The following is a 21,282-nucleotide window of genomic DNA, read 5'->3' on the forward strand; positions in this document are numbered from 1 at the left end:
TACCACCAAAATTCAATTCATAACAACAGGCAATGAAAGTAACTCCCATCGGTGTTCAAATTATTACGTTTCTTGTTTAAGAATATCTTTCCAGATTTAACTAGTTTGCTAATAATAAAATTGCGTAAAGGCATTGCCGAGTGGCAATGCCTTTACGCAATGAAAAATAATAAGCAGATTATCTGATCTGCAAAATAGTCTGTTGCAAGGTATTATTGACTTCCAGTGTTCTAGAGTTAGCCTGGAAGTTTCGTTGAGCAGAAATTAAATCCACCAGCTCTGTAGTCAAGTCCACATTCGATTGCTCTAATGCAGATGAGCGAATACTACCGAAGGTACCGCTATTGGCCTCACCTGCCAGTGCCAATCCCGAGTCCAGACTGGCCTTCCAAGAAGTGTTACCCACTTGGGTCAAGCCTTGTTCATTGGCAAAACGTGCCAGCGCGACTCGAGCCAAAGCCACTGTAGAGCCATTACTGTAACTGGCATTAATCAAACCATCGGCGCCGACTTCAACATTGGTTAGACGACCAACCGTGGTACCATCCTGACTTAACTCAGTCACTTCGAACGTTGAGGCATATTGAGTTGGATTATTAAAGTCTATGGTAAGAGTTTGGGTGCCATCAGTACCGGGACCCAACACTCCTGCACCACCAACCCCAAGCTGCACAGTTGTGATGATGGCAGGATCGGTTGTTGTATGGGCACCTGTATCATTAAACTTAATTACGGATCCTTCCCAACCACCAGCAGTTACTGCCGGAGTACCTATAACATCTGCCACACCATTGCCAGTAGTATCTTGATCGTAAGTACCTGCAGCACCTGCTAAATCAACTTGCAGGCCATCCACTGCATAAAAGGCTACCCAGTTACTCTCACCGGTATAAGCTGCATTAGGAGGACGTACAAAATAGGTCGTCATAATGTGCGGCTCACCTAAGGAATCATACATAGTCACCGCAGTGGAATTGTTATAGGTATCACGATCGTTGGGATCGAACAAAGCAGGGTCTAAAGTAGAATCTGCGGCATTAAGGTTCATCTGAATGCCAATATTTTCCGTCTTCTGGGGACTACCTGCAGTATCAGGGATCCTAACGGGCTTAGTCGTGGTTAAGCTGACTGAAGTCGAATTCCCATCTTTGTCGACAGGAAATGTCTGTAGATAATTTCCTTGTGAGTCAACTAGATAGTCTGAAGAATTAACTTTAAATGCGCCCGCTCGTGTAAAGGAATGGTCTTGAGCTTCAAGCTCTGACGAAGTCACGAAGAATCCACCACCATTGATTGCCATATCCAGTGCATTATTAGTGAATTGTAAACTACCTTGGTGAAATTGCTGAGCAACCTGACTAGTGGTTGCACCACCACCGACTGCCGTTTTACTATTAGCAAAGATAGAATTCGCGTATACATCGGCGAACTCAGCACGGGATTCTTTAAAGCCGATGCTATTCACATTGGCTATATTATTGGCCGTGGTATTTAGATCTTTCTGCGCAGCTGCGATGCCACTCAATGCAATGTTAAACGACATAATTCACCTCGATTCATTATTTCAGCCAATGTAACCACCATCGACATTCAATTCATAACTGCAGGCAAGAACATATTCACCCAGTTAAAATTCATTATTTCAGCTGATGGAATCCACCATCGACATTCAATTCATTATTTCGGTCAATGTAACTAACACTGACATTCAATTCAGTACAGCAAGCCTAGAAGCAAGATCACACCTCAGAAACCGCCAATACGTCACCGAGTTTAATGCCACCGATACCCCGTAAATTCAAGATAGAACCTGTAGACGCTGTACCCAATGAGACACTGGTAACATGAGCATAAGTAGAGACTGCCAGCTCTTCACTCTGGCCATCGACTCTGCCGCTGGCTTTAATCGAGTAAGTGCCGCTTGGCATCGCCTCACCATTTTTGTCCAAGCCATCCCAGGACACATCGACATTACCGCCTTGGCTTCCATCAAGCTCAAAAGTAGTGACCAGTTGCCCTTTCTCATCTTCGATACGTACCACTATGGTCTCGATAGACTCAGGCGTACTCACCACTCCTTTAAGCACGGGGTCTTCCGCTGAAAGGTGACCTGTATCAGATGGGATCAATACTTTCTGGCCCACAAGCCCTGATGCTTGTAATGCCTGACTAGAAGTCATCACTGTATTAAGATTGACAATCTCATCATTGAGATTGCTAATACCATCAACGGTAGAAAATGCGGCCATTTGGGCAATCATCTGATCGTTATCGACAGGTTTAAATGGATCTTGCATCGACAGTTGTTGACTCAAGAGAGAGAAAAAATCCTCTTGAGTCAGCTCTTGATTATTTGCCTCCGGTATTGAATTCTCTTCAGGCAGACGAATGGCGTCAAGAAACGGATTTCCCGTTGATGTCTGCTCTGTAGACTGCGTGGCAGCCGATTGCACTGCACCGGATGTGGCTTGTTTTGACGGCGCAACTGACTGAGTCGACGTTTGAGACTGTCCACTAAGTGGCTGTGCATTATTAAGTGGGTTGATGAGGCTCACTTCTTACCTCCTATTATTTGCCAATTCTTAGTGTTTGCTGAAGCATAGATTTAGCCGCTTCAGCCACCTGAACATTCATTTGGTATGATCTGGATGCCGAAATCATATTAGCCATCTCTTCCATCACATTGACGTTAGGTTTATAGATAAAACCATCCCCGTCCGCCATTGGGTGATTGGGGGAATACTCTTTCAACAAGGGCGCATCACTTTCTACAATGCCCTTAACTGCAACTGATTGTGACGATTGCTGTTGATGGCTGGCTTTAGCCATTTCGGCTTCAAAAATGGGGTGACGAGCACGGTAGGTCTTATCAACACTACTTGAAACAGAATCGGCATTGGCAAGGTTACTTGCTGTGGTATTCAATCTTACTGATTGAGCCGACATGCCAGAGCCTGCAACATTAAAAATATTAAATAGACTCATAATTAATCTCCCCTTAATGCTTTCTTCATACCAGAAAACTTACCGTCAAGAAAACCGAGTGACATCTGATATTCGAGTGCATTTTGCATAAATTCTGACTGTTCCTTTTGCATATCAACCGTATTTCCATCACCGGTATCAGGTTGATTTGGCACTCTATATCCATAACTTTGTTGTGATAATGCTTCCAAATCAAAATGTCGACTATCGCTACGGCTCATAGCCAAACCACCTTGCCTGCTGGTTGCCGCTTGTAATGCCTTATCAAAGTCGACATCACGAGCCTTATAATGAGGAGTATCGGCATTGGCAATATTAGATGAGATAACTTCAGCACGTTGGGCTCTGATACCTAATGTGTATTGATGCACACCCAATGCATTATCAAAATTAATCGCCATAAAATTGCCTCCTGAACTCGATGTTATAAATAAAGCAATAGTCGTGCCATAAAGATGCATGGATTGAGTCTAAAAAATACTAGGCTCCTAGACACTCCAAAGCGCACATCAAAGACGTCCGAAACCTAACAAGTTCAAACTTGGTCGCCCATTTGAGACCAAATACTTTTATCTTGATGTGAGTTTTGCTCGAGGAAGCCTCGAAGAGCCTGAGACATGGCGTCTCAGTAGAGGTAGATGGGTATTGGTTAGCCGTATAAGGAAGGCAATGATATCGAACAGAAGGTGTCAGCCCATGTAGCCGGCACTAAGTGCCGTCCATGGTTAAATTTTCTTCTGATAATAGATGCCAGGGTTACATCTGATCATATCAAATTCTTCGGTTAACCCTGCGATGGACTCAGAAGCGCCAAGAAAAAGTATGCCCTTCGGGTTCAAAGCGGCAGCAAATTGCCGCAATATTTTTGCTTTTGCCTCCGGCGCAAAGTAGATCAACACGTTGCGGCAGAAAATAATGTCGAACTTACCGAGTAAGGTATAACTCTCAAGCAGATTATGGGCTCTGAAGTTAACAAATTTCTTCACGTTGTCTTTAATCACCATAGTTCCGGATGTCGTAGGATCAAAAAACTGACGCTTTCTCTGATCTGACAATCCTCGGCCTAAGGCTAAATTATCGTATTCACCATTTTTACACTTTTCTAGCATAGAGGGTGACAAGTCTGTGGCTAATATTGACGCGCTACCTGGTAAGGTACCAGGTCGCTTCTGTTGGTATTCCAAAATCGTCATGCTCAACGAATAGGGTTCTTGTCCCGACGAACAAGCCGCCGACCAAATTTTAAGAGGCCGACCCAATTTGGAATATTCAGGTAAGAGTGCATTCGATAGAAGCTCGAAAGGATAACGATCTCTGAACCACAAAGTTTCATTGGTCGTCATAGCATCGATCACTGCCGCCCTAAGCTGACGCTCTGTGGGCTTCATCGAATGCCTAACGACTTCAGTAAGTGATGGAAGGTTGTACTTGCCCATCAAAGGCGCCAACCTACTACGCACAAGATACTGCTTATTATCGCCCAGCACTATACCGCTGTGTTGCTCCAGAAAAAGTCTAAATTGTGTATATTCGGTTTCAGCGAGTGATTTATTCGGCACCTTGATATCCTAATATCAAAAAAACAGCTATAACGATCTAACTAAACTCAACGAGATTCAATTCGAGCGCAGTTTTATACACGAGCGAGTCACAAGAAACAAGCTTAATATACCCTATACGCTCTACTAATAATCATTATAGACTCAAATGCTTATTTACAGCAGCAGCAAGTTCATCTGGATTAAATTTAGCAATAAAATCATTTGCTCCAACCTTCTCAACCATAGCTTGGTTAAATACCCCGCTCAAAGACGTGTGCAGCACCACTTTAATATTCTTTAGCTTAGGATTGTCTCTAATCTCTGCTGTTAAGGTGTAGCCGTCCATTTCAGGCATCTCAATATCTGAGATAATTAATGGGATCTCGGTTGACACATCGTCCATCTCGGCACCGATGGCCTTCAACTTTTCCAGAGCTTCTCTTCCATCTTTGGCTGTATCTATCTGCAGACCTAATGATACCAATGCCCTAATAATCTGTTTACGAGCCACGGCCGAATCATCAATGACCATGATATGGAAATGTTTTTCTCTATCTATGGTTAACAGTTCATCGACTTCTTGACTGATCTCGGTTTTAACCGGTGAAATCTCATCAAGTATCTTCTCAACATCGAGTATTTCTACAAGCTCCCCTTCAATCTCTGTCACAGCCGTGAGATATGAGAACTTTCCAGCTCCTTTTGGCGGTGGCAATATCGCTTCCCAGTTCATATTGATGATCCGCTCTACCGAACATACCAAGAAGCCTTGAACACTCCTGTTGTACTCAGAAATAATGATAAAACAACCATCGATACTTTCAACTGGTCTCCCCCCTGTCGCTGCACTCAAATCGATGACTGAAATCGTTTGACCACGAATATGGGCGACCCCTTTCACAAAAGAGTTTAACTTAGGAAGGCTGGTAAGAGGAGGACATTGCAGTACCTCTTTCACTTTAAAAACATTGATGCCGTATCTTTGACGACCATTAAGTTTAAATAACAATAACTCTAAACGGTTCTGACCGACTAACTGTGTTCGTTTATTCACTGACTCAAGAATACTTGACATAATCCGCTTGCCTTGTCGTCTTTTAAATGTCACCAAATACTCATAACTTTACGAGTACTAGGCATACTAATTGCTTACTTACTTATAAGTGTTAAATATCTCACAACTTGACCCTTTATAGTCAAGTTTATGGCGCCTTAAATTTATTTTTGAGAAAGGCGAATTTTTCGGTCACTAAGAAAGTATAGGTGTAATCTAGCTCATCAAGCTAGTCTATTCATTATGAAAGTAAAATATGTCCTCTTTTCTTTGATATTCTTGTCAAATCACGCTTTAAGCACACAAGCTGCGAGTGTGCCCTCTTTATCGGCCATATCCCAATTAGCGATAGGGGCAGTCGAAAAAAAAATAGATGTCGCATCACATGCAAGAGTAAACATTACCCCACAAAGTCTGGACACACGACTTAAGCCACCCTCATGTTTCCCACCGATAACAGCGGAATTGGCCAGTAACAGAGCGATTAAACGCAACAACACGGTAAAAATAACCTGTAAAAGTCCACAACTTCAATACCCTTGGCAAATATTCATCTCCGTAAGAGTCGACATTCTTTACCCGGTTGTTGTTGCCAGAGCAACGTTGGGTCCAGGGGATTTAATTGCTAAAGGCGACATTGTCGTCAAGTATGTAGAGCAAACTCTTTTGCGGGGCCAGCAATTCAATACTCTGGACGAGGTTGTTGGTACCAGAGTAAAAAGAAGAATGGCGCCCGACCAACCTATATTCAGTAATAACCTTTGTTTCGTCTGCAAAGGAGATTCAGTCTCCATTTTTGCCCGCACAGATAATTTTGAGATAAAAACCGTCGGAGAAGCGCTGCAGGATGGTAATTTAGGTGATAGAATTCGTATTAAGAACACCTATTCAAATAAACGTGTAGATGCAAGAGTCATAGATGTAGGCAAAGTAGAGGTCAGAATGTAATTTTGCTTAAATTTAATTAAAGCTCAGGATATCACTGCCGATATACCATTATGTTCTTTTATTTTTTAATTGTTGGAGCCAAATATGGCTATTGAAATGAAGCAAGTAAACACTGCAGTAAACACTCACATTGGAAAGTCTCCTGCACATAAAAGCAGTGAAAAAACCAATGATGATTCCGTCAACTCTTTGAGCACACCACCTAAGAGTGACTCCGTCTCTTTGACTGCTCAGGCTCAAAAACTACAAAGTACTCAAGCCAAAATGACAGATATTCCGGAAATTAATGAACAAAAAGTTCAAGAAATAAAACTGGCAATCGCAGAAGGTCGCTATAAAATTGATCCTGAAAAACTGGCGACTAACATCGCTCAGTTTGAAAATGATCTAAAGGGAATGAGCTAGTAACATTATGAGCCAGATAAACGACATCATCGAACTTCAGTTCGAGCTACTTAATAAGCTAAAAGTAATCATCAAAGATGAGAAAGCTGCGCTGATCAATCAAGATGCAGATCTTCTACTTTCGTTGGCGAACGCCAAGGCAGGATTACTCGATGAGCTAAAAAGCAAAGATGAAGCTTTATCCCTACATGCTGATAAAGCCTTACTTACCAGCGATGTACACTTATCAGCTCGAGTGACATCGGTCAAAACCCTGCTGGATGAATGTAAGCAACTGAATAGTGAAAACTCCAGCCTTATAGAGCTTCATATCGCAAGTATGAATCGCTTCTCTCAGGCACTGCAAGTTAGCCGAAACTCAGCGAGCTTGACTTATAATGACAAAGGTAAGACCTCGTCAACATCTACCTTGGGGAATGATATACAAGCTTAACGTTCCACCTGAGACCCTCAGTCATCGTTCCCCTCTAACGCTAATAAGCCACTCCAACGGCAAAACTCATCTCAATCAATAGCCAGTAAAATGCAACAGCCAATGGCGAGGATGTAGCTGTCACTCCCACACACAGCCCCCCTAAACAGTAGTATCATCAAGAAGGACACTGTTCGTCAAAGAGTGAATTCACTGGAGATGCATTGTCTGAAAAGCCATAAACGAGCTAGGAAGCTAGAAAGTCATGAACGAAGTCGGGGAAAAGTAAAAGGCTCTTGGAGAATAGATAAAAGAGTCAAAAACAGAAAACCTACTTATCTTCTGTCTTGTGACCAATGGGAAAGCTTAAAAGTAAGTGATCTCTTTTATCTTTTGCGGTCTATTTTGCTGCTGATACAAAGCCCATACTACAGAAAAATCTAACTCGAGCTCAGTCACATAGTGCTCGCCGGCAGGGTAACTCTTTACCACCTTAGCGCCACGTATCACACCAGATACCGATGCTTGAATGCTATCGCTTGATAACATCCAATCGTTTACATTGCTCGTTGCTGACAACTGCTGGCCATAGACTTGTTCGGCTAATTCTCTGTATGCGGCAATTTTCGAAGCTTGCATTGCCATCACCACTTTTTGTGCTTGAGTCTCTGCAGGCTGGGTATCTAATGGCGCATAGCCTATTGCCGTTAGATTTGGAAAGCTATCAGGGGCCTGAGTTTCCCACTCAATGTATCTATCCTGTGACGCACAGCCTGAGATAAACAGTAAAGATAGGATTATCCATTTTTTCATTGTGCACCACCTATAACTTGAACTTGCTGCAATCCTCCAACGGGATCTCGATATAACAGACCATCTTTTGAAGTGATTTTCTCGGATGCTTTCAGGTATCCAGGCAATTCGTTGATATTAAACGCTCCCTGTGATGCAGAAACTACACGATTATTAGTAATGTTAACTATTCTGGAATTAACCACCAGCCCGGTAGTATTCATGCTCAGAGTCGATACAACGACATGTTCAACGGCAATCCCTGAAGGTAATTGCTTCCAATCACGAGTCAATAGGAAGTCCCCTTGAGGAGTCACCCTGATGTTGTCACCAACGTTAATATCAACTAAGTTAAACTCGCGCGCATGTAAGGCAGCAATTAAACCTTGTTGTAACTGTAGCCCTACTGCATTTGTCTCATTAAACGAGTCTAACAACACAGGAGTGGCCACCAACAGAGGTTGATCGCTCCCTAGCTCATCATTTTGCTCAACAAGCTCACTGACTATCTGCTCAGACAAATGGTTGATTGCCGATGTTGACGGCAATTGATTGCCCTGACTCAGGTTATATTTTGCCTGCCCTTCACCGCTATTCGCACACGCACTCAAGAGTAACGCTGCAGTAAACACTAGTGCTTTACGCATATTTAATTCCTGGATAAACACTCAATCTCAATTTTCTGACTTTCCAAAGCTGTGATCTCCCTAGTCAGCCGACACAGCGTTAACTTATGTGCCATAAAACTGTTCGGGGCGATCGATGATCTCTGATAAAGTTTAAAGCAAATCTTAAGCCAGCTTGGTCTAAAATAGAAAATACGAGTAGATATTTGTTTTGCTTAATAGGTGTTTATCGGCTCAAGATTACAAAGCTTAAGCTAAGATATTGCTCACTGGACAAGATATAAACAACACCAGCCGAGCACAGGTTCTTAATCGACTGATGGCATGTTAATTGCTGCTCTACTTTGGTATAGCTTGATATAGCTGAATATAGTTAGTTATCGTCACTATAAGTCTGAAAATAGGCAGGTTGAGTCGATTAGGTGTCAGAAATTCGGCACTAATCATATAAAATCTCAATTCCTAAGCCTCAATATTGAAGCACGTTATTGAAGTCCGTAGTGTGCTTAAAAACGCATCATAGATTTAGAAGTGGACATCTTACATGAAAATTATCGCTGTAATAATTTGGATTGGTTTAATCGCTTTTACCTCAAGTGCCGAAGCTGCATGGGTTGTAGTCAAAGGTCAGGCAAATATTGTCGACGGGAACATAAGCAAAGCCAGAGAAGATGCATTAGAGCAGGCATTGACCTATGCCACACTCAAGAATGGCGCGAATTTCACCAGTAGCCAAAAAGTCCTTAACGGACAACTGGTTCAAGACAGCTTTTCGCTCGTTAATCAGGCCCAGGCCAGCAGAGTTGAGTTAATCAACGAACTCGTTGAAGGCGAAAAGCTCACTGTCACACTACGTGTCGATGTCATGGAGTCCCAAGGCTCACAATGTGACAGCCAACAGCTAAAAGCCGCAATACTGGTTCCTCAGTTTTTGATCCAGGACAGGGCTCAATTACGCTACGGCAACATCGGATTATTTGAGAAAGACCTGTCCCAAAGACTCGGTGATGCACTGGAAGCCCAGTCACTGACCAGTTTTGTTCATATTCACGCCAACGAGCGTTTAGATGTTGAACAAGAACTTGTCGACATACGAGGCTATCGTCTTCCCAGTTGGCTCAGCGAAATAACCGATAGTCAATATGTACTCCTGCCTGAAATTATCGATATATCGACCGATCCTGCCGAAAGCCAAATGTTGGGCCTGTGGCACAGTGATCCCATTCGCCAATTTCGGATCAGGCTATCCCTATACCATGGCATAAGTGGAGAACAGATATGGAGCGATTCATATACCAGCTCCTCTCCCTGGGAGTTTGAACGACAAGAAACTGTCCCCTCGAATCATCAAAGGTTCTGGGCTTCAGCCTATGGAAAAAGCATCGATAAGGTCTTAACCAATGTCGTAGAAGACATAGATAGCGCATTAAGTTGCCGCCCAGTATTAGGACAAGTCGTCGCTAGACAGCATGACAGAGTCATTTTAAACCTAGGCCGCCGCCACGGCATCCAAGTCGGCGATAAGTTTCAGTTAATACTGCAACAAAACATCAATGACCGTTTCGATAAAATGCGGGCTATTGCAGGGAAAAGCCGTGCTGAGATAAAAATTGATCAAGTCACCGAAAAAACAGCAACGGCGATATTAGTCGATAAGAACGCCTCTTATAACGTCCAAATTAACGACCTTGCGATAAAAATGTAGCCATAATCCTGAGTTATTGAGTTAAATTGCATGATAAACAAGCAACTGAACTCAATAGCTTTTCATCGCCTCTTTTCATCGAGGCGAAAACCAGTATAATCACAGGCGTCTCCTTATAGCTCAACAGGATAGAGCAGTCGCCTCCTAAGCGATCGATCGGGGTTCGAGTCCCTGTGGGGAGACCATATTTACCTCAAGTGTTAACTAACACTTGTTGAGCAGTTTTTTTCTAATACACCCTCCTTCAATGTACTTTTTTATTTTTATTGAGTAAGACTACTTCATAGTAACCTATCGCTTGCAGCGAGCTTATGTGCAGATACTTCTTCGGGGCGTTATAAAGCCATCCCTAGCCGCTTAACGAAAAATCCTGTTTCCAATACCCTCAGCCGCAACTACACTGGTAAATTTCATCTTTGTAATTCAACTTTAAATGTGGAATTTAGACCCTTAAACTTCAGTCTCAAATAAGTGCGTAGTGGTAAGGTCTAGCCTCCTCTATTCAATACCTATATCTAGCTATAACCAATTAGCTCACTGGTGCGCCACAAGTGCCCAATATCAGTCAATCGCCTTCATAAAAACCATAATTTTCCTCTCGATCTTAGAAGCGATGTAATAATAGTGTTCAAGTCTGTATAATCCCACGATTCACATTAACTAATTCTGACCATAGATGGGTCTGGAGAGTCGTTTGGCACATACCTACATCCCCCTAGAGCAATACCAACGTAAATGGATCTTTAACCATAAAGATCTACCTGTGACCGATGAAGATAAAGCGTTTATCAAACCGCTGGATCAGAAAGGGGCGATGGAAGTTTGGAACAAATGGATCAGTAATCGTAGTAGCAGAACAGAACAGTTCTCTAAAGGCGACTGGGCCGCGAAAGACAAAGCTTGGCTTGAAACCGATGACTGGCAGATCGCCTGGGACAGTGAAGAACCAGCACTACCTGAGATGTTTGCCGCCCATTTCGATTGGGCCGATGATACCCTGGTCTATTTCTGTTATGAGAAGTACCAGGTAATCGAGACTCGTTGGGATGTGTTTGTTCGCAATTGGAAATGTTTTCTTTTCTTCGATGACGGACCACTGCTAATATCCCCTAAACAAAAACAAGCAGCACTCATCCATCAAAGTGGTCAATATCAAATTGGTCATAGAGGTTAATGCTTTTATTTTAACTTTAGTGCTAGCTTTTGTTTTAACTCTAGCTCTGACTTTAGTTTTAACTTGGGCTCGCCCCATTGCTAAATTAACAAGTAAATAAGAGGTTTTTTATGAAGTCCCTCAGTCGCACGTTAAGTCAATTGGCATTTGCCAGTGTAATAGCTTCAAGCAGCGTACAAGCTGTTGAGATCTCAGGTGTTAAAGTCCCTGAACAGATTGTCGTTGCCGATACTCAGCTTCAACTTAATGGCGCTGGCGTTCGGAGTAAGTTTTTTATCGACCTTTATGTGGGTAGCTTGTACTTGCCTGCTGCTTCTACAGATATCACATCTATTCTCGATGCGAGTGATGCTGCGGTTCGTTTGAATATCACCTCGGGAATGATCACCTCAGATAAGATGCGTGATGCCATCATAGACGGTTTCGATGATGCGACCGACGGCAATACTAAAGCAATCCAAGCTCAGATGGATGCTTTTATGGCGCTGTTTAGTGATGAGATTAAAGAGGGTGATCAGTTTACCTTAGCAACCAGTAAGGCAAATGGTGTTACCGCTTATAAAAATGGCGTTGCCCAAGATACCATCGAAGGCGAAGCATTTAGACAAGCATTACTCAAAATTTGGTTAGGCGACAGTCCTGCTCAAAATAGCCTTAAGAAGGCCATGCTTGGCGACTAGTTAGCCAGATATAGTAACAATATAGACGCAAATTGATTTGCGTCTATATTGTTAACTTGCACTCAAAGCTTTTCTGTAAACCTGTCCGTCAAACATTAGCTTCAAAACTTATACTCGGCAGCTAACGCAAACGCCACCTGATTATCTAGTGTTTCAACCAGTTCTGGTTCACTCAGCTCCATCTCTCCATTGAAGTAATAACCTGCGTAGGCATTCAGATTAGTCGAAGGATTAATCGACCAACCAGCCCTAAGAAAGCTGACTAACTCATCGATTTCCACTGTGACATCTTCATCTTGGATGAGAAACCTTTGTGTCCGTTTAGAGGTGCCAAGCCCGATATCAAAGCTCGGACTCACTTGATAAGTCAGCTCTAGGCCTGCCGGTCCACTGAACCCGGCTGAAAAGGGATTACCTAATCTCAAGTTATCATTGATCTGCCAGCGTACAGCAAGATAGGGCACTGTGCGAACCTCAGAAATATCATTGAGATAAGCCACACCAAAACCTAGCATATTGCCATTATCAAAACGGTACATTCCCGTCGCAACGACACCATAACTCATGGCATCACTACTAGAGATATTATCAACATCGGCATAAGCATATTGAAGTTTAGGTGCCATCATAAACATCCAGTGCTTATCGTGTCTGTACATCACAGAGAGTCCTGCACTATAACGGGTTAAATCGCTCCAGGGGTTAACTGCGCCATCAAACATAGGTTGCTTCATATGCTGCCAGTCATAATCGAGAGCGGCATAACTCAAGTCAAAACCCAGAGTCCAATGTTTATTTAGAGGTTGCTTGAATTTGGCATCGAAGAGCCAGGTATCACGTTGAAGCGTTTGCTCTCCAGCTCCGACATCTGCTTCACCAGTTGAGATTTTAGAGGCGCTGATACTAAATGGAGAGTATTGCTTAGCGCTTTCATCTGCAGCTAAGGCCATAGACGTTAAAAAACATACAAAAAAATAAACTGAACCCAAGAAAGATTGTTTAATCATGCTAATCCCTTTAGCTGACAGCTGTTACTGTCGACGTTAAATATCCTGAATTGACTTAATTCACTGCGAACAAGATTAGTATTACTGATGATCGGAGCGATAAGCTCTTAAAAACATGCTAATGCACCCTGTTAAATAGCTAACACGTCCCTCGACCAGATTATCTGCGTTCAACCCTAACTCTAACTTTAACCTCATCTCACCGTACATCATCAGACAGAGGCGAACGGCGCAGCTTCGACAATCGTCAAATTGGTAAACACCTAACTTCTGCACATCTTCAAAATAGCCGGTCAATAAGCTAAGTAAGTGTTGAGGACCAGCATCGAAAAAAAGTGCCGATATACCTGGATGGGTCTCAGACTGAGCCACACAGGTGGTAAATACTGTCAGCGCTTCAGGGCTGACAATCAACTCACCGAAATACTCGGCAAAGCAGCTCAGGGCTAATTCTGGCTGACTGGGATCGGTAAACACATCTTCAGCCAAGCGCTGAACCACACACCGTGACTCTATTGATGCGACAAACAACTCATCTTTGCTACCAAAGTGAGAATACACCGTCTGCTTCGAGACACCGGCTAACTTTGCAACCTCGTCCATACTGGTATTAGGAAAGCCTTGACCACAAAAAAGCTCGATGGCCGCTTCGAGTATTTGCAGACGTTTCTGCTCACTACGACTTAAATTTACATCTGGATTAACCGATTCCATGCACGGGCCTCTTTTAACAAGGTTTTTATATTTTAGACACATTTAATCACAAAGTAGACTAGACAGTCCAGTTTTTAGTAAATAGACTAGACAGTCTAGTTTAACTATTTTGTAACTCCAGATTAACCAAGGAAGCGTGTCAGGATGAGTATTTCAACAGCCGTCTCAAACTCGAGAGTTTCAATAAGCCTATTGTTTACCATTTTTCTTGCCGCTTGTCAGGGTGAAGTAACCCAACATGCGGCAGAACCAATAGTGCAAACAGTGACTACTGCCACATTAACCCTCTCACCCTCTTATCATCATACTCAAGAGTTTACCGGTACGATTAAGGCCGGCAATACCACAGGAATTGGATTCGAGTTAGCGGGGAAAATTAAACTCATTGCAGTAGACAGCGGCGACTCGGTTCAGCTCGGCCAATTACTGGCTCAGCTTGACACTCGACTGCTCGAAGCTGAGCGTGATGAGCTCAATGCCAGCGTGTTACAAAATAGCGCAGATTTGGATCTGGCAAAGAGTACCTTAAGCAGAAGCTTGGAGCTAAAAAAACAAGGGTATGCCTCGGAGCAGACACTCGATGAACTCAAAGGCCAGCTCAATAGCTTGATTGCAGCTCAGAAAAGACTCAAGGCTGCCGTATATGCTAATGCCCTGAGAATAGAAAAATCATCACTCCTCGCACCTTTCGATGGTGTGATAAGCAAAAGAAGCAGCAACTTAGGCGAAGTCATTAAGTTAGGAAGCGCCATCTTCACCTTAGTCGAGAACAACAACCCTCAAGCCATCGTCGGAGTACCGGTTAATGTGGCGCAACACATGAGTCCTAAACAAAAAATATCACTGCGGGTAGCGAATACCCATTATTGGGCTCATATCGAAGGCATCGGCGCCGAAGTTAATTCAGTGACCCGAACCGTACCGGTACGCCTTTCTTTACCGAAAGACTCAAAGGTACTCAATGGTGAGATAGCCTATTTGGCCTATGAGAAAGAGATCAATCAAGCGGGATTCTGGGTACCAATTTCGGCGCTGACCGATGGAGTTAGAGGACTTTGGAATCTGTATGTGCTGAGTTCAGATCGAAACCAAAATAATCGTGAGACCTTCAATATTGAGCGAAGGGACATAGAGATCCTCTATACCAAGAGTGAGATGGCCTTCATTCGAGGGGCGGTTCATGTAGATGAGGCTTATATTGATCGAGGCCTGCATAAGTTGGTGGTAGGACAAAGTGTCAAACCCACATCGACATCTGCCACGGCTGCGAGGTAAATAAGATGGTTAAAGCTTTAGTAGAGAATGGACGCTTAGCAAGCTTATTTATCGCCCTCTTGATTGTGGCTGGCTTAGGTGCAATATCCAGCTTGCCGCGAATGGAAGATCCCGATATTACCAACCGCTTTGCCTCGGTAATAACACAATATCCTGGGGCGTCAGCCGAGCGAGTCGAGGCCTTAGTTACCGAAGTATTGGAGAATCGCCTACGCAGGTTAGAAGAGCTGAAGTTGATCCAATCCACATCCAGGCCAGGCATTTCAGTTATTCAACTGGAACTTAAAGACAGTGTACAGGATACAGATCCAGTCTGGTCCAGGGCGAGAGATCTCATCGCCGATGCCAGGCAGGTTTTACCTGCGCCAGCACAAAATGCGCTTCTTGACGATCAAATTGGTTATGCCAGTACCGCCATTTTAGGACTGGTTTGGAAAGGCGGCGGTGAAATTCGTACCGATATGCTCAACCGTTACGCTAAGGAGTTACAGAGTAAACTTAGGCTGTTCAGCGGTACAGATTTCGTCAAGCTTTATGGTGCCCCTACTGAAGAGGTATTGGTACAACTCGATGGTAACAAGGTCAATCAGCTTAATCTCACGCCCGCATCCATAGCTAATATTCTCAGTAAGGCCGATACTAAAGTGTCTGCCGGAGAGATTAATAACAATAACTTCAGGGCCTTGATTGAAGTATCCGGTGAATTGGATTCACTCTCGAGGATCCGCCGAGTCCCGTTGAAAGTAGATGAACAGGGTCAGATTATCCGCTTAGGCGATATCGCGACCATCAAGAAGCAAGCTAAAACTCCGGAAAACTCCATAGCCCTAATAGAGCAAGAGCAGGGGGTGATGGTGGCGGCCCGCATGCTCAATAATACCCGGGTGGATCTCTGGTTGGCGAAAGTCAGAGTTGAAGTCGAAGCGATGCAGGCATCGGTTCCGGCCAATATCGAGATCCAATGGCTATTCGATCAAGAGGGTTATACCAGTGACAGACTCGGCGGGCTAGTAGGCAGCTTGCTCTTAGGTTTCCTCATTATTCTAGTGGTCTTGATGCTGACCTTAGGTTTACGCAATGCCCTCATCGTATCACTATCTCTGCCCCTTACCGCGCTATTTACCTTAACTTGCATGAAATACATAGGCCTGCCTATCCATCAGATGTCTGTTACCGGTCTGGTGGTTGCGCTGGGGATCATGGTTGATAATGCCATCGTCATCGTCGATGCCATCGCCCAGCGAAGACAGCAAGGTTTATCCAGAATCGAGGCGGTCAGTGCGACACTCAAGCATCTTTGGTTACCTCTGGCAGGTTCTACCATCACCACCATGCTCGCCTTCGCTCCTATCGTTCTTATGCCCGGTGCAGCTGGAGAGTTTGTCGGGGGCATTGCCATCTCAGTCATGTTTGCACTGCTGGGATCATACATCATCTCCCACACTCTAATAGCCGGTTTAGCGGGTCGTTTCGGTGTCGATGGGCATCAAGACAAATGGTATCAAAGAGGCATACAATTACCACAAGTTAGCAAGCTGTTTAGCGCTTCTCTGACCCTGGCACTCAAGCGCCCTCTTCTATCTGGCTTATTGATTGGTATCTTACCTATCACAGGCTTCATTGCTTCAGGCCAGATGACAGAGCAATTCTTCCCGCCGTCAGACCGGGATATGTTCCAAATTGAAGTCTATCTTCCCCCCCATTCGAGCGTGGCAAGCACGCGTCATCTCGTTGAACAAATGGATCGACAACTAAGAGACACATCGGGTGTGACCCGCATAGATTGGGTTATAGGCGGCAATACGCCTTCATTCTATTACAATCTGCTTCAACGCCAGCAAGGCGCGAGTAATTACGCTCAGGCTATGGTCAAAGTCGAGGATTTTGACACCGCTAATCGCCTCATACCTCAACTGCAACAATCTTTAGATCTCGCCAACCCAGAAGCACAGATTTTGGTCAGGAAGTTAGAGCAAGGGCCGCCCTTCAACGCCCCGGTGGAGCTTAGAGTATTTGGCCCCAACCTAGATCAACTCAGACTAATTGGCGATGAAGTTAGGCGCATCTTAAGCGATACCCCAGATGTAATACACACCCGGGCGACTTTGAGCGCTGGAGCACCCAAGGTATGGTTTCAGGTCAATGAAGATGCCAGCTTGATGAGTGGCCTCAACTTAACTGAGATAGCCGAGCAGATCCAAATGGCCACTACCGGTATCAATGGCGGTAGCATCTTAGAGCAAACAGAATCGATACCAGTGAGAGTCAGGCTACAAGACAGTACTCGGGAGCAGCAGACTAAACTTTCTGAGATCAACCTGGTATCCACATCTGGTGCAGGAATCCCCTTATCTGCCCTCGCCGAAAGCCAGATCCAAGTCAGCCGCGGCGCGATTCCTCGCCGAGATGGGCAGAGGGTCAATACTATAGAAGCTTATATTGTCAGCGGCGTGCTGCCTCAACAGGTACTCGATGATGCTAAGACGCGGATAGATGGACTTACCTTACCTGCTGGCTATCATATCGAAGTCGGTGGTGAGAGTGCTAAACGAAATGAGGCCGTAGGTAACCTTCTGTCTAATTTAGTGTTAGTCGTCACCTTGCTGCTAGCAACCGTTGTGTTGTCATTTAACTCATTTAGGCTAACGGCCATCATTTTATTCAGTGCGATGCAGTCGGCAGGGCTTGGTTTACTGGCTGTCTACTTGTTCGGTTACCCCTTTGGCTTCACCGTAATAATAGGTTTACTAGGCTTGATGGGGTTAGCCATCAATGCGGCTATCGTTATCCTGGCCGAACTTGAAGATCAAAGTGATTCCAGACAAGGCAATATAGACACCATAGTCAAGGTGGTATCTGGCTGTGGTCGTCATATCGGCTCCACGACAATCACGACCATAGGAGGCTTTCTGCCCTTAATTATTGCCGGTGGTGGATTTTGGCCCCCCTTCGCCATCGCGATTGCCGGTGGTACCTTGCTCACGACTTTGCTCTCGCTAATTTGGGTACCAACCATGTATAAACTAGTGATGAGGTCTGAAAAAGTAACTGACGCTAATAAACAAGATAAGGAGCTTATAGCCAGTCAAAGCTAACCGATACAAGAGACATCTGAGGAGCAGACAAATCTGCTCCTCAGATATATCTCCTGTTCCCCCAATAGCCTCCCCCCTCATATGGTCCCCGTTTAGCCTCTCTTCATACCTGCATTAATACTGATTGGTATAAAAAATGAAAATATAACCGAGATCACACCTATTCATGTCGCTTTTAGACCTATATCAATTCATTGATTGTTAATGTGATTTAGATTATGGGCACCATAATAAGAGTAGACCTCAACATGAATTATAAGAACTGGCCAATTGCGAAACAAATAGGGACATTAGCATTAATATTGACGGTAGTGGTATTCGGAATATTAAGTAGTATCTCCTACCTCACAGCCGCCAATGTGTTGGAAGAAAAAGGGATCAGTGCCATGCAAGCACAAATGCATGGCACTTCAGACTTGATAGAGCTGCAGTACAGTAACCTGCTTGCTCTGGCGAGACGTAACGCCGATGTTTTACGGGCCATGTACCCGGGCCAGTTTAGAAAACCAGATAAAACCGTTCGCGTATTAGGAAAAATTACACCTGCACTGGCCCACGAAAGAGAGCAGATAAATGCCTCTAAGAGTAAGGTCGACCGTTACTCTAATCTCACCGGAGGCAACGCCACTGTATTTGTCCTCGATGGTGATGATTTTTTGCGGATCTCGACTTCACTGAAGAAATCCGATGGTAAACGCGCCTTAGGTACGTATCTAGGCAAGAAGCATCCGGGATATTCACGCTTGATCAAGGGTGAAGAGTATGAAGGTTATGCCAAGTTATTTGGCAGAGACTATATGACAGTTTATCGCCCCATTAAAAATATCCAAGGCGAAGTCATAGGTATTTTATATATAGGTTTCGACATCACAGAGTCATTGACTGAGCTTGAACGCTCCATGAATCAACTAAAACTCGAAGAGTCCGGTTATTTCATGCTTATTCGGGAAAGTGATCAATCTATCGTCACCCACCCACACTATGAAGTCGGCACAAAAGTATCTGCTGACCTATTAAATGGCCTGACCATGACTCAAGCCCTCACTCATAATAGCTCATGGGAATATACCAATTCACAAAACCAGGCCATGTATGCCTATAGCCTTAAGATCCCTGGCTGGAACTGGGAGCTTGTGGGCATAGCAAAGATGAGTGAACTGAATGAAGAGAGCCTTAAATTACTCAGCATTAACGCCATGGTGGCAGGTGTGGGAATCATAGTGATCACCTTCCTACTCTCTTTGGTATTGGTCAGAACCTTGAAACCTTTACAAGTATTGCAGCAACAACTGGATTTACTGGGAAAAGGAGAGCTAAACCAGGACTTTGCCAAGCCAAACTTAAACAGTAAAAATGAAGTCGATAAGATAACTATAAGTACCTCGCAGATGGCTGATGGTTTAAAAGAATTGATATTGGCGCTGCAAAGATCTGTGGGTACCCTCGAGCTTCAGGCCTCACATGCTCAGCAAACCGCACGACTCAACGGTGAGGAAGCTCAGTCTCTGATGACACAGACAGATCAAATAGCCACAGCCATCGAAGAGATGTCGATGTCAATCAAAGATGTAGCCAGCCATGCCAGTGAAGGAGCGTCCAAGAGCCAACAAGTTGACGTGGCGTCCCGGGAAGGACATGGACAACTCAGCCTAGTGGTTCAAGGTCTGGCCAAGCTCAGCCAACAACTCAACTCCAGTCATGTCAGTGTCGAAAATGTCACTAAAGAAAGTGTGGCCATCAGCAAGGTGACCGAAGTCATCAATGGTATCGCCGAGCAGACTAACTTGCTGGCACTTAATGCCGCCATCGAGGCCGCTAGAGCCGGAGAGCAAGGCAGAGGGTTTGCCGTAGTCGCCGATGAAGTACGCACCTTGGCCCAGAGAACACAAGCTTCTATCTCGGAGATAGAACTGACAATCAATCAACTCCAGTCTCAAGTGAAAACCACAGCAGACCAGATGGCACAGAGCCAGCAACTGGGCGTATCGTCGGCAACTCAAGGTGAAGAAGCCAGTGGTCAACTCAATCAAATAACTAACAGCATAGGAGAGCTCGCCATTGCCTCGAGCAGTATAGCCAGTGCTACAGAACAGCAGAGCGCCGTTGCAGAGGAGATCACTCGCAATTTACATCAAATCACAGAACTTGCCCGAGACGGTGAGCAAAGAGCCGGCAAGACCGTCGATTCAGCCATGGAGTTGTCGAATATTGCTACCGAAATAAAGCAACAAATCAGCATATTTAGGACGTAAATAAGATACTAGATGATAGCTAGAGCGAGTGACGAGAAAACAGTAAGGAACGCTTCCCTCCTGCCACTTCTCGTGACACGTGAAGCCAAACCTGCCAGTATCTTTACTCCCATGTAAATTCAACAAGGCTCAATAGTGAATGTCGACAAGCTACCTGGCTTAGGCCCAAAATCTACGCTTTGGCTAAATAAAATAGATATAGTAACTAAAGATGATCTTGAAAAAGTGGGCCCAGTCTTGACTATGATCCGACTCGAACGTGAGGGATTCAATCCTGGGTTAAATATGCTCTATGCCCTTGTTGGTGCAGTGGAAGGAATTCATTGGCAGGAAGTGGCCCGGTCAAGAAAAGCGGAATTAGTACTCGCTCTCGACTCAGCGAGAGAATTAGATAAGCTCTCATAAAGTTCTAGGTTCTGCAAAAATGAAAAGCCCCGTCCTTTCTCAAGGGCGGGGCTTTTTAGTATCGACTAGAGCGATAAATGATTAATCTTTCTGCTCTGTATCTCTGTCCATGTTTTCCGTATTCTCAAGCCAAAGCGCGTTGATGATACCGAATGAACACGCCAGCAATACTCCGAGTATCCAAGCAAAATACCACATAGAATAAACTCCTT

Annotated in this window: 21 protein-coding genes and 1 tRNA gene; 11 read left to right on the plus strand and 11 right to left on the minus strand. The window is 44.3% G+C overall.

Annotated elements, in window-relative coordinates:
* Positions 1-178 precede the first annotated feature (178 nt).
* The 6 genes from flgE to sps_RS18750 all read right to left on the minus strand — a co-directional run bounded on the left by flgE (position 179) and on the right by sps_RS18750 (position 5,601).
* Positions 179-1,543 carry a flagellar hook protein FlgE gene (gene flgE, locus sps_RS18725; RefSeq protein WP_077753892.1) on the minus strand — a complete coding sequence of 455 codons (1,365 nt, stop codon included), beginning with the start codon at positions 1,541-1,543 and terminating at the stop codon, positions 179-181.
* Between the two features lie 196 nt (positions 1,544-1,739).
* Entirely contained in the window at positions 1,740-2,555 is an 816-nt protein-coding gene (flgD, locus tag sps_RS18730) for a flagellar hook assembly protein FlgD (protein WP_077753893.1), read from the minus strand.
* A 13-nt stretch (positions 2,556-2,568) separates the two neighbouring features.
* On the minus strand, positions 2,569-2,985 hold the full coding sequence (flgC, locus tag sps_RS18735; protein WP_077753894.1) for a flagellar basal body rod protein FlgC: 417 nt from the start codon (positions 2,983-2,985) through the stop codon (positions 2,569-2,571).
* A 2-nt stretch (positions 2,986-2,987) separates the two neighbouring features.
* Complete coding sequence (gene flgB, locus sps_RS18740; protein WP_077753895.1) at positions 2,988-3,386, minus strand: flagellar basal body rod protein FlgB; 399 nt, start codon at positions 3,384-3,386, stop codon at positions 2,988-2,990.
* 324 nt (positions 3,387-3,710) lie between these two features.
* On the minus strand, positions 3,711-4,550 hold the full coding sequence (locus sps_RS18745; protein WP_179948423.1) for a CheR family methyltransferase: 840 nt from the start codon (positions 4,548-4,550) through the stop codon (positions 3,711-3,713).
* A gap of 130 nt (positions 4,551-4,680) precedes the next feature.
* The gene (locus sps_RS18750) at positions 4,681-5,601 is read right to left on the minus strand and encodes a chemotaxis protein CheV (protein WP_077753897.1); all 921 of its coding nucleotides are present in this window, start codon (positions 5,599-5,601) and stop codon (positions 4,681-4,683) included.
* A 222-nt stretch (positions 5,602-5,823) separates the two neighbouring features.
* Here sps_RS18750 and flgA point away from each other — a divergent pair, with 222 nt between their 5' ends.
* The 3 genes from flgA to sps_RS18765 all read left to right on the plus strand — a co-directional run bounded on the left by flgA (position 5,824) and on the right by sps_RS18765 (position 7,366).
* On the plus strand, positions 5,824-6,528 hold the full coding sequence (flgA, locus tag sps_RS18755) for a flagellar basal body P-ring formation chaperone FlgA (protein WP_077753898.1): 705 nt from the start codon (positions 5,824-5,826) through the stop codon (positions 6,526-6,528).
* A gap of 84 nt (positions 6,529-6,612) precedes the next feature.
* The gene (gene flgM, locus sps_RS18760; RefSeq protein WP_077753899.1) at positions 6,613-6,933 is read left to right on the plus strand and encodes a flagellar biosynthesis anti-sigma factor FlgM; all 321 of its coding nucleotides are present in this window, start codon (positions 6,613-6,615) and stop codon (positions 6,931-6,933) included.
* Between the two features lie 7 nt (positions 6,934-6,940).
* On the plus strand, positions 6,941-7,366 hold the full coding sequence (locus tag sps_RS18765) for a flagella synthesis protein FlgN (RefSeq protein ID WP_077753900.1): 426 nt from the start codon (positions 6,941-6,943) through the stop codon (positions 7,364-7,366).
* 345 nt (positions 7,367-7,711) lie between these two features.
* Here sps_RS18765 and sps_RS18770 read toward each other — a convergent pair whose 3' ends face one another.
* The gene (locus tag sps_RS18770; RefSeq protein ID WP_077753901.1) at positions 7,712-8,158 is read right to left on the minus strand and encodes an LPP20 family lipoprotein; all 447 of its coding nucleotides are present in this window, start codon (positions 8,156-8,158) and stop codon (positions 7,712-7,714) included.
* A complete protein-coding gene (locus sps_RS18775; RefSeq protein ID WP_077753902.1) occupies positions 8,155-8,784 on the minus strand; it encodes a FlgO family outer membrane protein in 630 nt (209 codons plus the stop codon). Before sps_RS18775 ends, sps_RS18770 begins: the two co-directional genes overlap by 4 nt.
* A 523-nt stretch (positions 8,785-9,307) precedes the next feature.
* Between sps_RS18775 and sps_RS18780 the strand changes: the two genes are divergently transcribed.
* The 4 genes from sps_RS18780 to sps_RS18795 all read left to right on the plus strand — a co-directional run bounded on the left by sps_RS18780 (position 9,308) and on the right by sps_RS18795 (position 12,322).
* Complete coding sequence (locus sps_RS18780; protein ID WP_077753903.1) at positions 9,308-10,468, plus strand: flagellar assembly protein FlgT; 1,161 nt, start codon at positions 9,308-9,310, stop codon at positions 10,466-10,468.
* Between the two features lie 109 nt (positions 10,469-10,577).
* A tRNA-Arg gene (locus sps_RS18785) sits at positions 10,578-10,653 on the plus strand.
* A 509-nt stretch (positions 10,654-11,162) separates the two neighbouring features.
* Complete coding sequence (locus sps_RS18790; RefSeq protein ID WP_077753904.1) at positions 11,163-11,642, plus strand: DUF2947 domain-containing protein; 480 nt, start codon at positions 11,163-11,165, stop codon at positions 11,640-11,642.
* A 110-nt stretch (positions 11,643-11,752) separates the two neighbouring features.
* Positions 11,753-12,322 carry a chalcone isomerase family protein gene (locus sps_RS18795; RefSeq protein WP_077753905.1) on the plus strand — a complete coding sequence of 190 codons (570 nt, stop codon included), beginning with the start codon at positions 11,753-11,755 and terminating at the stop codon, positions 12,320-12,322.
* Positions 12,323-12,423: 101 nt separating this feature from the next.
* Here sps_RS18795 and sps_RS18800 read toward each other — a convergent pair whose 3' ends face one another.
* Both sps_RS18800 and sps_RS18805 read right to left on the minus strand, forming a co-directional pair.
* Positions 12,424-13,329 carry a DUF6268 family outer membrane beta-barrel protein gene (locus sps_RS18800; RefSeq protein WP_077753906.1) on the minus strand — a complete coding sequence of 302 codons (906 nt, stop codon included), beginning with the start codon at positions 13,327-13,329 and terminating at the stop codon, positions 12,424-12,426.
* 81 nt (positions 13,330-13,410) lie between these two features.
* Positions 13,411-14,043 carry a TetR/AcrR family transcriptional regulator gene (locus sps_RS18805; RefSeq protein WP_077753907.1) on the minus strand — a complete coding sequence of 211 codons (633 nt, stop codon included), beginning with the start codon at positions 14,041-14,043 and terminating at the stop codon, positions 13,411-13,413.
* Between the two features lie 144 nt (positions 14,044-14,187).
* Between sps_RS18805 and sps_RS18810 the strand changes: the two genes are divergently transcribed.
* The 4 genes from sps_RS18810 to sps_RS18825 all read left to right on the plus strand — a co-directional run bounded on the left by sps_RS18810 (position 14,188) and on the right by sps_RS18825 (position 21,070).
* The gene (locus tag sps_RS18810; protein ID WP_077753908.1) at positions 14,188-15,318 is read left to right on the plus strand and encodes an efflux RND transporter periplasmic adaptor subunit; all 1,131 of its coding nucleotides are present in this window, start codon (positions 14,188-14,190) and stop codon (positions 15,316-15,318) included.
* A 5-nt stretch (positions 15,319-15,323) separates the two neighbouring features.
* On the plus strand, positions 15,324-18,413 hold the full coding sequence (locus sps_RS18815) for an efflux RND transporter permease subunit (RefSeq protein WP_077753909.1): 3,090 nt from the start codon (positions 15,324-15,326) through the stop codon (positions 18,411-18,413).
* Between the two features lie 248 nt (positions 18,414-18,661).
* A complete protein-coding gene (locus sps_RS18820; RefSeq protein WP_077753910.1) occupies positions 18,662-20,665 on the plus strand; it encodes a methyl-accepting chemotaxis protein in 2,004 nt (667 codons plus the stop codon).
* A 135-nt stretch (positions 20,666-20,800) separates the two neighbouring features.
* The gene (locus sps_RS18825; protein ID WP_218919599.1) at positions 20,801-21,070 is read left to right on the plus strand and encodes a TfoX/Sxy family DNA transformation protein; all 270 of its coding nucleotides are present in this window, start codon (positions 20,801-20,803) and stop codon (positions 21,068-21,070) included.
* An 81-nt stretch (positions 21,071-21,151) separates the two neighbouring features.
* Here sps_RS18825 and cydX read toward each other — a convergent pair whose 3' ends face one another.
* Positions 21,152-21,268, minus strand: coding sequence for a cytochrome bd-I oxidase subunit CydX (gene cydX, locus sps_RS18830; RefSeq protein ID WP_077753912.1), 117 nt, complete (start codon positions 21,266-21,268; stop codon positions 21,152-21,154).
* Between the last annotated feature and the right edge of the window lie 14 nt (positions 21,269-21,282).

This window comes from Shewanella psychrophila, from assembly GCF_002005305.1.
GTDB classification, from domain to species: domain Bacteria; phylum Pseudomonadota; class Gammaproteobacteria; order Enterobacterales; family Shewanellaceae; genus Shewanella; species Shewanella psychrophila.

Bases quoted from the DNA above. Each gene is read 5' to 3' on its own strand.
- sps_RS18820 (WP_077753910.1), top strand. From the start codon at position 18,662: ATGAATTATAAGAACTGGCCAATTGCGAAACAAATAGGGACATTAGCA.
- flgA (WP_077753898.1), top strand. From the start codon at position 5,824: ATGAAAGTAAAATATGTCCTCTTTTCTTTGATATTCTTGTCAAATCAC.
- sps_RS18775 (WP_077753902.1), bottom strand. From the start codon at position 8,784: ATGCGTAAAGCACTAGTGTTTACTGCAGCGTTACTCTTGAGTGCGTGT.
- flgE (WP_077753892.1), bottom strand. From the start codon at position 1,543: ATGTCGTTTAACATTGCATTGAGTGGCATCGCAGCTGCGCAGAAAGAT.
- sps_RS18765 (WP_077753900.1), top strand. From the start codon at position 6,941: ATGAGCCAGATAAACGACATCATCGAACTTCAGTTCGAGCTACTTAAT.
- flgM (WP_077753899.1), top strand. From the start codon at position 6,613: ATGGCTATTGAAATGAAGCAAGTAAACACTGCAGTAAACACTCACATT.
- sps_RS18805 (WP_077753907.1), bottom strand. From the start codon at position 14,043: ATGGAATCGGTTAATCCAGATGTAAATTTAAGTCGTAGTGAGCAGAAA.
- flgC (WP_077753894.1), bottom strand. From the start codon at position 2,985: ATGAGTCTATTTAATATTTTTAATGTTGCAGGCTCTGGCATGTCGGCT.
- sps_RS18800 (WP_077753906.1), bottom strand. From the start codon at position 13,329: ATGATTAAACAATCTTTCTTGGGTTCAGTTTATTTTTTTGTATGTTTT.
- sps_RS18780 (WP_077753903.1), top strand. From the start codon at position 9,308: ATGAAAATTATCGCTGTAATAATTTGGATTGGTTTAATCGCTTTTACC.
- sps_RS18815 (WP_077753909.1), top strand. From the start codon at position 15,324: ATGGTTAAAGCTTTAGTAGAGAATGGACGCTTAGCAAGCTTATTTATC.
- cydX (WP_077753912.1), bottom strand. From the start codon at position 21,268: ATGTGGTATTTTGCTTGGATACTCGGAGTATTGCTGGCGTGTTCATTC.
- sps_RS18795 (WP_077753905.1), top strand. From the start codon at position 11,753: ATGAAGTCCCTCAGTCGCACGTTAAGTCAATTGGCATTTGCCAGTGTA.
- sps_RS18750 (WP_077753897.1), bottom strand. From the start codon at position 5,601: ATGTCAAGTATTCTTGAGTCAGTGAATAAACGAACACAGTTAGTCGGT.
- sps_RS18770 (WP_077753901.1), bottom strand. From the start codon at position 8,158: ATGAAAAAATGGATAATCCTATCTTTACTGTTTATCTCAGGCTGTGCG.
- sps_RS18810 (WP_077753908.1), top strand. From the start codon at position 14,188: ATGAGTATTTCAACAGCCGTCTCAAACTCGAGAGTTTCAATAAGCCTA.
- flgB (WP_077753895.1), bottom strand. From the start codon at position 3,386: ATGGCGATTAATTTTGATAATGCATTGGGTGTGCATCAATACACATTA.